Consider the following 14,755-nt stretch of genomic DNA (forward strand, 5'->3'; position numbering starts at 1 on the left):
TTTACCCTCCCTCGAAGCGATACCCTACTCCCCAAACGTTGACCAGGAATTGCGGGCGGTTCGGATCGGATTCGATTTTTTCTCGAAGTCGACCGAGATGCACCCTGATCGTATGCTTATCGCCCACTCCATCCCAAAATTTTGCAAGGATCTGTTCATATGAAAAAACATGTCTGGGATGTTCGGCAAACAATCGAAACAACTCATATTCCCTCGGCGTGAGCACGACATTCTTCCCCTCCACCATCACTTCTCTTGTGGACAGATTTAGTTTGAGGCGGCCAAAATCCAAGATCCTTTCATCCATTTGCTGCTGAGAAGTGGAACGCCGCAATACAGCTTTGACCCTGGCTATGATCTCACCAGGCGAAGCGGTTTTGACGATATAATCATCACCGCCGAGCGTCAGCCCTCGAATCTTATCCACATCATCGCTGCGTGCGCTCAAGAATAGGATAGGGACGTTGCTCACCGCCCGGATCCGGCGACATAACTCAAATCCGTTTTGTCCCGGCATCATGATATCAAGAACAATACAATGAACAGAACTGTGCTCAAACAAGGCCCAGGCTTGAACGGTATCGCAAGCGGTTACAACGTGGAAATTTTCGTATTCTAAAAAGTCTCTCAATAATTCAACGATACTTTGGTCATCGTCTACAACCAGTATCGTACTTACTTCGCTCATGAACTATCCCACCTTTGCGTCCTAGTTTATCATTTTTTCTGCAAGGGCGAACGTAATCTCATATTTTGTGATGAAATGTTTATTTTTTTGTTACCTTTTTACATCTTCGTTTGAGAGATTCATTTGTTATGATTCTTCTTGAGTACACACGGAGGGCAAATATCGCGGGTAGTGACTTGTCCCGCGCAGTAACTGATGAAGGGGGTTTTCAATGGGATTGAAACACGGCAGTTTCCCATTTTTTCCATTCGACAATTCCCTGACCCACCCGCAGGCTCAAGGTTCATTTCTTTTTCGTCATGATACGATCGACCCAGGTTAAGCAACGAGCTGACTTTGGATACGAGGAGGTTTATGGATGTTAATGGTTCAAATCGTACTTTTTGACGGCTTCGACCTTCTGGATGCCATTGCACCTTACGAGGTTTTTTGCGCCGCTGCCATGTATGCTGAGAACGCGATAAACGTAGAGTTCGTCACCGCGGAAGGGCCGAGGTCCGTGGCTAGCGGCATCAACGGATTAAAAATTGAAGCGAGCGGCAGACTGAACCCGGAACGTGCGGACATCATTCTCGTGCCTGGCGCGTCAGGGGATATAGAAGGAGATGGCCCCGATTCGATCCCGGCTATTCTAACGCGAGCAATGAATACAGAATTGACCGGAATAATCAAACAGGCAATCGGGCAAAAGGACATCGTCGTCGCCACGGTTTGCGGCGGTTCCCTGTTGCTGGCCATGGGAGGGCTCATGGAAGGCAGACCTGCGGTAACACATCGTATGGGCATGGATTTACTAGGAGCAACCGGTGCCATTCCCATTCCCGCACGCGTAGTGGACGACGGCAACCTGGTAAGCGGCGGCGGCGTCACTTCGGGACTCGATGTTGCGCTGTATCTGGTGAAACGCAAGCTTGGACCGCGTATCGCACACGCTGTAGAGCAGTTGTTCGAATATGAACGAAGGGGAACGGTTTGGCGGAAAAAAGGAATTGCACCTAGCTCTCATCAGGCAATGACAGGTGAAGAGACGAACATCGCGAAGAAACAAGCGGTAATAACTTACGACACTCCACATGACAAAATCACGCAGGCATCTATCTTCAACGGAGATTGGGACACGACAATGGCTACCCCAGTCGGGAAACTGCAGGTCAAGCTCGCTATCTCCACAAGTAATGGGATGATCCAAGGCCAGGCAACACAAGGGGGTGAGACCGTCGAATTTATGAACCCGCTACTTCAGGGCAACAAGCTGATCTGGTCGCTACATATAACGAAGCCCATGCGCTTAAATCTGAAATTCGAAGTTACCGCGGGCGGAAATTACATGACCGGGACCGCCAGGGCCGGCATACTGCCAGCATCCAAATTAACAGGCAAGCGGGTTTCCTTGCCCTGAAATGTGTATTGGTAATTAAAGTAAAGTCGCGGGGGTTTTGTATTGCATGAAGAAGCGGAAAATATTATATGGACTTTTAGCCTGTGTCAGTATTTTATTTATCCTTTACACCTTGGTAACTAATTATAGGATCGATCCCGGAGCCGAGGTGTTTTTAAGCTATAAAACCGGGCTGAAGCGCCAGCTAAATCTTCCTGTCTGGTTAAACGTTATGCACGTTCATGTTGCGTTTGCCTGCATTTCCATGGCGGCGGGACTGCTCAACTTTTCCAATCGAATCTTTGAAAAAAACCGCAAGTTTCATCGTATTAACGGCTATGTTTATTTAGTGTCCGTGCTTGTTGTCGTGATTACTTCCGGGTACATGGCGCCTTACGCCACCGGAGGGAAAATAAGCAGTATGGGGTTCAATGTCCTTAATATTCTATGGATGCTTATCACCATTATGGCGCTCGTACAAATCAAAAAGAAACGGATTATCCGGCATCGGAACTGGATGGTCCGAAGTTACGCCTTTTGTTTTACGAACATGTCGATTCATCTCATCACCTCCCTTTTTCATCAGGGATTCGGTTTCGCTTACTCTACCGGATATACAATTGGCGTTTACGGTTCCATTGGGCTGCTGTTAGTCATTCCTAATGTCATCATTAGAACGATCGGTCAATCAGAGAGGTAACGGTTACCCCTAGCTATATGTAGGAAAAAAAATCCCTTGAGGCTAACGAACTTTATTCCGTTTATGCCTTAAGCTATACGAAAGGAATTGGTATAAAGATGAAAAAAATTTGGGGAATACTTATGACGCTGGCACTAGTTTTAAGTCTAGTCGGCCCTGCTGCAAGCGCGGAAACACAATCCAAGAACAAAAGTAAACATGTTCAGATCGTATTATTCGATGGTTTCGATCTGATGGACGCATTAGCGCCATATGAAGTATTCGCTGCCGCGGGAATGTACTCAAAAGGCGCTGTTACTGTGGAATTGGTATCCGCAGAAGGTAAGCGTTCTGTCCCGAGCGGTCTGAATGGGCCTGCCCTCGAAGCGCAAGCCGCATTAGACCCGAATCGTCCGGGAATTATTTTGGTGCCTGGGGCTTCTGGCAAGCCGGGAGGAAATTCGGAAGATGCCATTCCGAATATATTAAGACAGGCCATGAAGACAGGCTTACCGGGTATGCTGGAACAAGCTTTTAATAATAAGGAAGTCACTGTGGCTACCGTATGTGGAGGTACATTGCTGCCTGCAATGCAAGGTTTGTTGAAAGATAGACATGCGGTTACCAATCATATAGGTATGGATGCGTTAGGAGCTCTCGGTGCAATTCCAGTTGAAGCAAGAGTCGTTGAGGATGGTCCTCGCTTTGTGAGCGGGGGAGGCGTGACTTCGGGACTTGACGTGGCCTTGTATTTGGTCGATCGTGAGTTAGGGCCCCAAATCGCAAATGCCGTAGAAAAGTTATTCGAATACGAGAAAAGAGGCACGGTGTGGAAAGCAGAAGGCATTGCTCCGATCGACTTTAATACGAGTCCTAAAGAGTCAGAAGAAAAACAACCAACTGCTAATGCTGTGAGTACTTCCGATAGGTGAGGGGAAAAGGTTCGAATACCATATAAAGATTCGACGGCTCGCTAAAAATGATGAAGTGATTCAAATGACTGCCGCGAGTTTCTTAAAGCATATGCTTGCCGCAGCGGCAAAGATATGCTTTAACTCTCAACAGATCACAGAAAGCAGACGCTTATAATCAATCCGAGACATGCCGCAGCCGGCATTGTCTTTTTTTTATGTTATGTAATAAACACTTTGCAGCACTTTCTGCCATTATTAATTTATTTGAGAAAACAGAAAAATAACAGAGGATATAAGCGAAATATGTCGAATAAGTTCCAATATATGTGAAATTGACTTACATCAACGATAGGTGGCTGCAGCTATGATCCAGACATTGTTATCCAATTTGGCGCTTCTGACAACATTTCTTTTTTTCTCCAGCCGATTATTCAAACTCCAGCCGACAGCCCGAACCTCTTCATTGTCCAATAAAGTTAAGGTGGGTATTCTTCATGGACTGTTCGGCGTTGTGCTTATGTATTTTAGTGTGAGTGTTTCACCCCAGACATTTTTTGATTTCAGGAACAATACGATCGTCGTTTCAGCCTATTTTGGCGGCCTTTATTCTTCCCTGATAACGACGCTTATCATATCGATTGGACGCTTACTGCTTTTTGGAGGCATCAATCCTTCCTCCTTGATGGGTGCATTCAACGCCCTAGTGGTTTCCCTCGTATCTGTACTTATTTTTCGAAAAGTAACCCACTATTGGAAGGCATGGTTAGGCTCGATTTCCTTGAATATGCTGCTTGCGATATCATCTGTCACTATCCTGTTACCCGCACAAAGCGCTGAAATATTGCCCTATTATTTGCCTATGGTGTTAGCCAGCGGTCTGTTGGCGGCTTATTTGATCCGCTTTCTTGAAAAGTCTGATCAATTGCTCATTACGGTTGAACAGAACGAACAACGCTACCGCAGCCTGTTTACGCTGTATGATACGCTTCTCCATGCTGCACAAGATGTCGCCATTATCGCAACGGATACCAAAGGTATTATTCATTTGTATAACACAGGCGCACAGCGACTTTTTGGCTATCAGGCGGAGGAGCTGATTGGCAAGCATACCCCCTATCTGCTGCACCTGCCATCGGAAATACAGGAGTACGGTGAGCAATTAAGCCGTCTGCATAAGCGTCAGATTGATGGTTTCGATGTGCTCGTCCATTTTTCCCAACATTCAGACTCTCAACAAAAGGAATGGACCTACGTACGCAAAGACGGGAGCCACCTGCATGTTAATATGATTACCAGCTCCATTAAAGACCAAAATCAGCAAATCACTGGTTATCTGGGCATAGGTACGGATATTACGGAAAAGAAGCAAGCCGAGGAAAAACTGTTGGAGGCCAACCGCATTTTACATCAGCTTTCCATGATTGACGGGTTAACCGAGATTGCCAACCGACGGTCCTTCGAGGAAAATCTGGAGCGTGAGTGGAAAAGAGCGGAGCGGAGCTCGGAGGCGTTATCCTTGATTATGTTTGATATTGATTGTTTCAAGCTGTATAACGATACCTATGGTCATTTGGGCGGTGACTTATGCTTGAAGCGGGTAGCTTCCATAACCCAGAAATCACTTTACCGGAAGCCTGATTTTGTCGCTCGCTATGGCGGAGAAGAATTTGGAGTTATTTTACCGCAAACGAATGGACAGGATGCCTATTTGATTGCAGAAAGAATTAGAGAAGCGGTTGAAGCGGAAGCCATTCAGCATAAAGGCTCATCGGTAAAGAGCGTCGTGACGATTAGTGTTGGAGTTGCCACGATGATTCCTTCTCCACAGATGGACAAGGAGACGCTGATCAGCAAGGCGGACAAGGCTCTGTACCAGGCTAAGCAGGAAGGGCGAAATCAGGTCAGAAGCTTCACTTAAGGCCTGATCTTGACCTCCCTTATTCCGGGGATTGTGGTTGTTCAGCTGTCTCCGGCAATTTAACAGTAAGGGTCGTTCCTATCCCCAGCTTGCTCTCTACCCTGATAGCTCCTTGATGCATCTCTATGATCCTGTGTACGATGGACAAGCCCAGACCACTGCCGCTGACCGACCGATTCCTCGATACATCCGCCTTGAAAAAACGTTCAAAGATTCGTGCCTGATCCTCTTCGGCAATCCCGATACCGGTATCGGAAATACTTACCAAAACTTGATCCTGCTCCTTTTCCATGCGAACCGTTATCGTGCCGCCTTCCGGTGTGAACTTGATACTGTTATACAATAAATTAACCCATACCTGGCTCAACAGCTCCTCATCTGCGACAATCTCCATATCAACCAGCGATACGTCCATGTCGATGTTTTTGCTGAGCCATTGCGGTTCGCAGGCTAATACCAAACTGCGCAGCTGCTTATCCAGTCTATATCGCTCAGGGTTGTAAGGATAATGCTCAGATTCCAGCGAGGTCAGTTTCAGCAGGTTGTCGCTTAACCGTGATAAACGCCTGCTCTCTGTTTCGATAATATGCAAATAATGCCTTCTCTCGTCCTCGCTAAGATGATCCTGCTGCAGCGCCTGCGCAAAGCCATTGATGCTCGTGAGCGGCGATTGGATTTCGTGCGATACATTGGAAATAAACTCCTGACGCATAGCCTCCATATGCTTTAATTGCTGTGCCATATGGTTGATGCTGTCGACGAACACTTCGAAGTGCCCTTGATGGCGGCTCGTCTTGTCCAGACTGACATTAAAGTTCCCTTGGCTTATTTGTCTCATAGCCTCCATTACTACATGAATAAAGTGCATCTGCTTGGGCCTTGAGATGAAGCCGATGATGAGTATGATGGATATGGCGAACATCGATCCCAGCGCCACGTTAATAAGCTGACTGATCAGGTCCGGCACCTCTATACCCTTATACGTATAAAACCAGGAGGTAATCACATACGCCAGAGCACAGCAGGTTACCTCAACTGACAGAGCCACAAGCGTACCCAGCACGCCCTTTGCAAAATGCCGCAGCCTTTCCTTCTTCACCTTTCCCCCTCCAGCCTGTAGCCCAGACCGCGAATTGTGCTGATTTTAAATGAGAGTGCATCCCCATCCGTGAATCGCTCTCTGATGCGGTTAATATGCACATCCAGTGTACGTTCGTTTCCTTGAAAATCGTAACCCCAAATGTCCTCGATCAGCTGCTCCCGTGACAAGGTTCGTCCAGGATAGCTGGCCAGCTTGAATAACAGCTCAAACTCCTTTAAGGGCAGCGTCAATGCCTGATCTCCAAGCCTTACCTCGAACGTATGACGATTCATATACAGCGTACCAATCTGCACCTCCTGAGAGGCCGCTACCCGATACCGCTTCAAGAGCGCCTTCACCCTCGCAACAAGCTCTGCCGGCTCAAACGGCTTAACCAAATAATCGTCGGTTCCAAGCTCGAAGCCTTTGACCTTATGAGTCGTTTCACCTTTGGCGGTCAGCATCAAAAGCGGCTTATCGTAGTGCTCCCTCAGCTCACTGCACAGCTCCCAGCCGTCCATATTCGGCATCATAATATCGAGAATCACCATATCTACTTTGGATCCTTCCAGCTTGAGGAGGGCATCCTGTCCATCAACGGCCTCCAGCACATCGAACCCTGCCCGCTGCAAAAACAACCCCACCAGCTCGCGGATATGCGGATCATCATCAACAACTAATATCGCAGGCATCTTGATACTCCTCCCTTATCATCAGGCTTATCAATCTTTGATCGATATAACCTTACCCGCCCATACCGACGATGGTACAGGCAATAACACCGCTGGAACAAACTGCTCAAGCCCTGATTTTCCGCGACCAGCTCTCCCAAGCTTTCCAGCGCTTTAAGCCAATGGCTGCATACGCAGCTGCTGATCGGCAAAGTCGCGATACAGCGAATGGGACTGATACAGCTCTTCATGTGTGCCACTGCCCGTCACTTTGCCCTTCTCGATAAATACGATCTGATCGGCATCCACCACGGTCGATAACCGATGGGCAATCACAATGGTGGTTCGGCCCTGCATCACGTTTTTCAAGGCCTTCTGCACAACAACCTCCGACATGCTGTCCAGGCTGGACGTCGCCTCATCCAGCATCAAAATCTGCGGGTCACGCAGCAGTGCCCTTGCGATCGCAATTCGCTGCCGCTGTCCGCCGGACAGCTTGATCCCCCGCTCCCCAACCTCAGTTTCGTACTGCTTGGGCAGCTCATCTATGAATACATCGGCGTAGGCCAGCCGCGCCGCCTGCTGCAATTCCTGCTCGCTGATTTCCCGCTCCGTACCGTACGTAATATTATCGCGGATGGTGCCGGCTATCAACGGACTTTCCTGAGATACATAACCGATCTGGCTTCGCCATGACTTCAGGGACATCTCATTGATGGATTCCGTGCCCATCCGAATTATCCCGCTCTGCGGCTCATAGAATCGCTCCAGCAGGGAAAATAGCGTCGTTTTTCCTCCGCCGCTCGGTCCAACAATCGCTGTTACCTTGCCCGGCTCGACCGTCAGACTGACATCCTTGAGCACAGGCTCCCCGGACTCGTAGGCATACGATACCTTCTCCAGCCGAATCGCCCGCTGGCTATCCTCCAAGGTAATGCCGCTGTCCAACACTTCTTCATTTACCTTCAAGGTCGCAATAATCCGTTCGGTAGCACCCATCGCTTTCTGAAACTGCGTAAAGAAGTTCGATACCTGCGTAATCGGCATAATGATCTGAAACAAATACAACAGAAAGGCTACCAAATCTCCGGACGTCAGCTCGCCTGAGGATACCCGCAGCCCCCCATAGCCAATGATGGTCACGAACAGCAGCATCAGCACAAAATACATCAGCGGTGCAATGAACGCCTGAATCCTGCCCTCACGCAAGCCATATCGGAATAAATGATCGATCCCCTGCTTGCCGTTGTCGTATTCAACCCGTTCTGCGTTGGATACCTTCACCAATCGAATCTCGGTCAATACCCGCCCCAGCACGGCATTGAACTTGCCCGTTTCCTCCTGCAAGCCTTTCGATATCTTGTACATACGGCGTCCCAAGGGCATCAGGAACAGCATGGAGAGCGGAATGACCATGATAATCAGCAGCGTCATTTTCCAATCAAGATACAGCAGCACCCCTATTGCGCCAATGATCGAGATCGTGCCGGTTATGAGGTTGGTCAAATTCTCCGTGATCAACCCTTTGACGATGCCTGTATCATTAATGATCCGGCTGATCATTTCTCCGGTTTGATTCTTATCATAGTAGGCGATCGGCAAATGCAAATGCTTTTTCCACAGCCGATCCCGCAGTGATGCAACTACCGTCTGCCCTGCACGGTTCAACAAGTAAATCGAGATACCCGCAGCAACCGCCTGCATGATAAAAGCCGCAGCCAATCCAATGATATGAATTCGATCTAGTGAGGCTAGCGAAAAGCTATCGACCAAATTTTTGGTGAATAATGGAATACTTAATCCAACCAAGGTAGAGCCCATGCTCATTGCGAGCGCAATACCCATCAGCAGGAGCGGAGGCTTCGTCTGCCAGATCAGCTGGATGAATTCTCTCCAGCCGCTGGTCCCGTTTGCTTGCTTCATCATATATCAACCTTTCCTTATCCATCTGGATTCGTTAAGAAGAACATACCCTATTTATATAAACACAATGTAAACAACAATTCCACATCTGGCCCATCTGGCCCAGCTACCCCATCATGATTAATAAAAGCTGCTTACGGGTAATAGTATCTTGAGCAGAATGATGATCCATTCAAACTATAAAAGGAGTGATTACGATGGACAGCAACGTATTTAAAGGCAAATGGAAGCAAATCAAGGGTGAAACCCAGAAGCAATGGGGGAAGCTGACGAATGATGATATGGATGTTATTGACGGCGAGCGTGAAAAGCTGATCGGCAAAATTCAGGAACGCTACGGTTATGATAAAGCCCGTGCTGAGAAGGAATACCATGAGTGGTCCTCCAGCTATGATTCCAAAACTACCGTGTAAAACACGATTTTCGATACCTCTTTACTTTTGCTTTTGCAATACAAACAAGGATCGCCCCATTGGAGCGATCCTTGTTTGTATTATGAGCAAGCGTCAAGAATGACACCATCTGATCGAAGACTACGAGATCTGAACACCTTTTTTGAGCGATTTGAAATTACTGTTCGTATTGGACAGCATAGGCAGCATTCTCATGCCACTGACCATAGGGGCTTGACACGAGCTGCAGACCGGCGCCGATTCGAACGCAAAATTATCTCGCATCCATCCCATGCAGGATTCATTCTCGCATGACCAAATCGCGGTATTTTCCAAAGGGATATCCTCAGTCGATTTTTTTCGAAAATACATGATGCGCCTCCTCGATGATCTCAAAAAAAATCTGCCCCCAACGTAAGTTAAGGGCAGCCTGTAAAGCTTTTTAAATTACAATTTTACAACGTTCTCAGCTTGTGGTCCACGGTTGCCTTGAACAACGTTGAATTCTACTTGTTGACCTTCGTCCAAAGACTTGAAGCCTTCGCCAGTGATTGCGGAGAAATGTACGAATACATCGTTTCCACCTTCAACTTCGATAAAACCAAATCCTTTTTCTGCGTTAAACCATTTAACTGTACCTGTTTGTGCCATGTGTAATGACCTCCAAAATTTTATTAACATGCTGTTTTTATTGTTTACCACAAATAAAAAATTCACACATTGCGAAAGGTTCCATCGTACATGATAACCCTTTGCAATATGTGAATATTGGTTACGGATTCTTTATTAAGTTCATCTTACCACACATAATTAAGGATAGCAAGTTGTGGGTGGCGATTTAACAAATATAAATGTTTTCCATCTTTTCCAGTCTTGCTGCAATCAGCATTTCTGGTAATGTGTTCTTGTCAAATGCGTCGAAATCGATAGGCAAAGGGGCGGTAATTGGCCCCTCTGCTCTTCTTCGAAACTAACAACTCATGGATTGGATTTATCCTAAATTTAAATTGAGGGCAGCAGCTCGCCCTGCTGAATGCGGTACATCTGATAATATTTGCCGCGTTCACTCATCAGGCTTTCATGAGACCCCCGCTCGACGATTTGTCCCCGGTCCAGCACCAGAATCAAATCGGCGCTTTTGATCGTTGACAACCGATGGGCAATTACGAAGGTCGTGCGTCCTTTTTTCACGACTTCCAGGGCTTCTTGAATGACGGTCTCCGTCTCCGTATCAATGTTCGATGTCGCTTCATCCAGAATCAGAATCGCCGGATTGAAGGCAAGTGCGCGTGCAAACGAGATTAGCTGCCGCTGCCCCGAGGAAAGCGTACTGCCTTTTTCAATAACAGGCTCGTCAATGCCTTGCGGCAAATGCTCAAGCAGACGATTGGCGCCAACAGCTTCCAGGGCTGCTTCCACCTGCTGTCTGGATATGGAGGGATCATCCAAGGACACATTGGAGGCTATCGTACCGGTAAACAAATACGGATCCTGCAGCACAATCCCCATATGCTCACGCAGCGTCTGCTGCGGCAGGCGGTTTACGTCCATCCCATCTATCGTGATGACACCCTTCTCTGCGTTATAGAATCGGAACAGCAGGTTCATGATCGAGCTTTTCCCAGAGCCGGTATGCCCGACGAATGCCACCGTCTGCCCCTTCATCGCCTCGAACGATATGCCCTTCAGTACGTATTCACCCTCTTTGTAGGCGAACCATACATCGTCAAATCGCACATGACCTTGATAGCGGTCCATCTTGCCGTCTGCTACGTCGGTTCCTTCTACATCCAGCAGCTCGAACACCCGCTCAGCGGAGACGAGAGCCGTCTCCAGATTAGGCAGCTGGTTCACGATATTGACGATCGGGTTGAACAATCGATTCAAATAATCCACGAAGGCATACATCACCCCAAGCGTGATCACATGCTCCGGTCCACTTAAAGACATCCCGCCAAAATACCAAATGAGTGAGAGGAACGCCAAATTACGGAGCACCCCGACCAGATTATGTCCGGTTAATGAGTTTAGGCTCAGCAGCTTGTTTTGATACTTATACAGCTCGGTGTTGAACGCTTCAAACTCATTGCTCATCTTTTTTTCCTTGCGAAAAGCTTTAATAATCGGCATCCCCTGAATCGATTCATTCACGATCCCGTTAATCTCACTGACCGCCGCACGGATAATCCGGTTGTAACGCTTGGCAAATTTACCGTACACGTAAATCCACAGCACGAGCAGTGGAAGAATAAACAGACAAATCGCCGCCAGCCGCACGTCCAGCAGGAACAATGCCAGAAAAATTCCCGCCATATAAATCGTTCCTGTAAAAAAGTTCGCCAGCACTGTCACATACAGCTCGCGAATCGCTTCGGTATCATTTGTGACGCGCGATACGACCTTGCCTGCAGGCAGGTTATCGAAATAACGAATCGGCAGCCGATTAATTTGACCGAACACATCCGTCCGCATGCGGCGAATAATCCGGTTAGCTGAAGCTTGCAGGAAATAACGCTGTCCATAAGAGAACAGAGCCGATACCACAAGCAAACCAAGATAAAACCCGCACAAGCGTATCAATCCGCCGAATTCCGGCTCGAAGAAGCGGAAAAGCTCCCCGGTATTCAGTCTTCTTGCGGGATAGGTGCTGACATTCGTGCCGCTGTCAATGGAAATCCTCCCTTCACTGGTCATGCTTCGCAAACCATCCGCCTTGACCGGCTCTGGGATAAAGTAATAATCCTTGCCGACCTGAAGCACACGCACCTCGCCGCCATGAGCTTCATTCGCTGCAAAGTGATCGGATCTTTTATAGAAGGCACCTTCATAAGCAACCGTGTACGGTCCTTCCACTCCCGTCGTATACCATGGCTTGCTGATTCCGGAAATATGCACATCGATAATCCGTTTCGCTATGAACGGCCCTGCCAGATCCGTGCCTACGGCGACAGACAGCATAATCAGCGCCACCAGCAGCTGTTTTTTATAATGAAAGGCATAGGCGATAAGCCTTCGGATCGTTGCCGTTTTACTGCCCTTGGGCGGTTCCTTATCCAGCTCCAGCAAGAGATCAGTCCCTTCCGGCTGCGGTTTGTCCTTGACAGAGGACTGTGTGGAAGGCTGCTCAGAGCTGTAGGTCGCCGCTCCCTGAGCCTTTTTGTCAGCTGAATCGGCTTCTTGGGCTGCCGCTTTTCCCTCTGTATCGTTAGTGCTGTTCATTTTCTTCGCATTACGTTCCTTGTCCAAGCTCATTTTGATCACCCGCCTTCGGTTCCTTCGGCTTCGAACTGCTGCCGTTCATACTGCTCCTGATACCAGCCCTGCAGCTGCATCAGTTGTTCATGTGTGCCTTGCTCGATAATTCGTCCTGCATCCAATACGATGATCCATTCGGCATGTCGAATGACCGACAATCGATGGGTCGCAATTATCGTCGTCTGATCAGCTCGCAGTGAACGGACGTTGGATATAATCTCTGCTTCCGTCCTCGCATCTACGGCAGACAATGCATCATCCAGCATCAGAATAGGCGGATTATTAATCAGCGCTCGGGCAATGGATACACGCTGCTTTTGTCCACCAGACAAAGCAACACCCTTTTCCCCAACCAACGTCTCCAGTCCATTCGGCAAATAAGCCAAATCCTTACTGAGTGCCGCTGCATGGAGGGCGCGATCCAATTCTTCTTCTGCGATATCGTTACCAAAGCAAATATTGTTTCGAATCGTTCTGGAAAATAAAAAGGGCTCCTGCGGCACATACCCGTACCACGATTTCAACTGGTCCATATCCAATTGCTCAATGGGTATATCCGAGATGGAGATTAACCCCTGTCCTGCTGGATACTCCCGCAGCAGCTGCTTGATGAGCGTGGTTTTGCCGCTGCCCGTGCGACCCGCAATGCCAAGCGTATGGCCCTGCTGCAACATAAATGAGATATCACTCAGATTGTCCGTTAAGGAAGACGGATAACGAAAGGTCACATGGTTGAACTCAATTTGCCCTGGCTGCTCGACTCCTGTTGTCTCACTCGCCATAGGCTCCGGAACATCCGGCTTATAACCCAATGTTTCATGCACACGATCAAGGGAGGCGTTGCCCCGCTGCATCACATTAATGAGCTCACCGATGGCAAACATCGGCCAGATCAGCATCCCGAGATAGACGTTAAAGGAGACCAGGCCACCAATCGTCAGCTCATTATGGTAAACCAGATAGGCGCCATAGCCCAGACCAATGAGGTAGCTGGCTCCTACCAATATTTTGATTGTCGGTTCAAATAAAGCATCGATTCGGGCAACTGCCAAATTTTTATCCAGCACATCCTGTGTAATATTGGCAAAATCACGCTCTGCCTCACGCTCCTGGGTGTAGGCGCGGATTACGCGGATACCGGAGATGGTTTCCAGCACCTCATCGTTCATATGTCCAAAAGCATTTTGCGCGTCCATAAAGCGCTGATGAATCCATTTCCCGTACAGGCTGACCAGAATCGCCATAATCGGCAGCGGGATAATCGAGGCCAGCGTCAGCTTCCATGATACAAACACGGTCATCGTGACAAGCAGGGTAGCCATCCACAAGGTGGAATCAATAAACGTCAATATCCCGAAGCCGGCCGTTTGTGCGACAGCTTTCAAGTCATTGGTCGTGCGTGCCATCAAGTCCCCTGTCCGGTTCCGTTCATAGAACGTTGGTGTCATTTTCAGAAAGTGACTCATCAGCCTTGACCTCATCAAACGTTCAACTACAAAGGAGCCCCCAAATAATTGATAATGCCAAAAATACGCCAGCACATAGACACCTACCAGAATACTCGCCAGCTGAAGCAGCGTCATCGTAATGCTTTGCCATGTCACTTGTCCGAGCTGAATCAGGTCCACCGTACGCCCGACCAGCATCGGCGGGATAATTTCCAGAATACCTGCCAGGGTGAGCAGGATAATCGCCACGGTATACCGCTTGCGCTCCAGCTTAAAAAACCATCCCAGCTTGTGCAGCACATCAATCATAAGTCACTCTCCTATCTCTAAATACAAAAAAGCACACCGCTCGTATGCGATGCGCCTTATATAATAAAGGCCCATGCCACGAAAAACGTGGCAGGAGCC

General features: G+C 48.2%; 13 protein-coding genes. 5 read left to right on the forward strand and 8 right to left on the reverse strand.

Annotation, left to right across the window (positions count from 1 at the left end; translation table 11 throughout):
- Position 1: 1 nt before the first annotated feature.
- On the reverse strand, positions 2–688 hold the full coding sequence (locus LRL21_RS09580) for a response regulator transcription factor (RefSeq protein ID WP_240415562.1): 687 nt from the start codon (positions 686–688) through the stop codon (positions 2–4).
- Positions 689–1,046: 358 nt separating this feature from the next.
- On the opposite strand from LRL21_RS09580, the gene LRL21_RS09585 reads away from it, so the two are divergent.
- The 4 genes from LRL21_RS09585 to LRL21_RS09600 all read left to right on the forward strand — a co-directional run bounded on the left by LRL21_RS09585 (position 1,047) and on the right by LRL21_RS09600 (position 5,577).
- Positions 1,047–2,087, forward strand: a complete 1,041-nt coding sequence (locus LRL21_RS09585) for a DJ-1/PfpI family protein (RefSeq protein ID WP_240415563.1) — start codon at positions 1,047–1,049, stop codon at positions 2,085–2,087.
- 46 nt (positions 2,088–2,133) lie between these two features.
- Positions 2,134–2,766: a DUF2306 domain-containing protein gene (locus LRL21_RS09590; RefSeq protein WP_240415564.1), complete on the forward strand. Its 633-nt coding sequence runs from the start codon at positions 2,134–2,136 to the stop codon at positions 2,764–2,766.
- 98 nt (positions 2,767–2,864) lie between these two features.
- Positions 2,865–3,677, forward strand: coding sequence for a DJ-1/PfpI family protein (locus LRL21_RS09595; RefSeq protein WP_338044602.1), 813 nt, complete (start codon positions 2,865–2,867; stop codon positions 3,675–3,677).
- Between the two features lie 346 nt (positions 3,678–4,023).
- Positions 4,024–5,577, forward strand: a complete 1,554-nt coding sequence (locus tag LRL21_RS09600; RefSeq protein ID WP_240415565.1) for a diguanylate cyclase — start codon at positions 4,024–4,026, stop codon at positions 5,575–5,577.
- 19 nt (positions 5,578–5,596) lie between these two features.
- Here LRL21_RS09600 and LRL21_RS09605 read toward each other — a convergent pair whose 3' ends face one another.
- The 3 genes from LRL21_RS09605 to LRL21_RS09615 form a co-directional block, all read right to left on the reverse strand.
- Positions 5,597–6,676 carry a HAMP domain-containing sensor histidine kinase gene (locus tag LRL21_RS09605; RefSeq protein ID WP_240415566.1) on the reverse strand — a complete coding sequence of 360 codons (1,080 nt, stop codon included), beginning with the start codon at positions 6,674–6,676 and terminating at the stop codon, positions 5,597–5,599.
- Positions 6,673–7,350: a response regulator transcription factor gene (locus tag LRL21_RS09610; protein WP_240415567.1), complete on the reverse strand. Its 678-nt coding sequence runs from the start codon at positions 7,348–7,350 to the stop codon at positions 6,673–6,675. Before LRL21_RS09610 ends, LRL21_RS09605 begins: the two co-directional genes overlap by 4 nt.
- A gap of 153 nt (positions 7,351–7,503) precedes the next feature.
- Positions 7,504–9,252, reverse strand: a complete 1,749-nt coding sequence (locus LRL21_RS09615; protein ID WP_240415808.1) for an ABC transporter ATP-binding protein — start codon at positions 9,250–9,252, stop codon at positions 7,504–7,506.
- A gap of 197 nt (positions 9,253–9,449) precedes the next feature.
- Between LRL21_RS09615 and LRL21_RS09620 the strand changes: the two genes are divergently transcribed.
- Positions 9,450–9,665, forward strand: a complete 216-nt coding sequence (locus LRL21_RS09620) for a CsbD family protein (RefSeq protein WP_240415568.1) — start codon at positions 9,450–9,452, stop codon at positions 9,663–9,665.
- Between the two features lie 120 nt (positions 9,666–9,785).
- Here the strand turns inward: LRL21_RS09620 and LRL21_RS09625 are convergent, their stop codons facing one another.
- The 4 genes from LRL21_RS09625 to LRL21_RS09640 all read right to left on the reverse strand — a co-directional run bounded on the left by LRL21_RS09625 (position 9,786) and on the right by LRL21_RS09640 (position 14,656).
- Positions 9,786–10,016: a cold-shock protein gene (locus LRL21_RS09625; RefSeq protein WP_240415569.1), complete on the reverse strand. Its 231-nt coding sequence runs from the start codon at positions 10,014–10,016 to the stop codon at positions 9,786–9,788.
- Between the two features lie 75 nt (positions 10,017–10,091).
- Positions 10,092–10,295, reverse strand: coding sequence for a cold-shock protein (locus tag LRL21_RS09630; protein WP_076235817.1), 204 nt, complete (start codon positions 10,293–10,295; stop codon positions 10,092–10,094).
- Between the two features lie 351 nt (positions 10,296–10,646).
- Positions 10,647–12,896 (reverse strand): ABC transporter ATP-binding protein, encoded by a 2,250-nt coding sequence (locus tag LRL21_RS09635; protein ID WP_240415570.1) that lies wholly within the window; start codon positions 12,894–12,896, stop codon positions 10,647–10,649.
- A gap of 5 nt (positions 12,897–12,901) precedes the next feature.
- A complete protein-coding gene (locus tag LRL21_RS09640; protein WP_240415571.1) occupies positions 12,902–14,656 on the reverse strand; it encodes an ABC transporter ATP-binding protein in 1,755 nt (584 codons plus the stop codon).
- Between the last annotated feature and the right edge of the window lie 99 nt (positions 14,657–14,755).

Origin of the sequence: Paenibacillus periandrae, from assembly GCF_022458865.1 — a bacterium.
Lineage (GTDB): Bacteria > Bacillota > Bacilli > Paenibacillales > NBRC-103111 > Paenibacillus_S > Paenibacillus_S periandrae.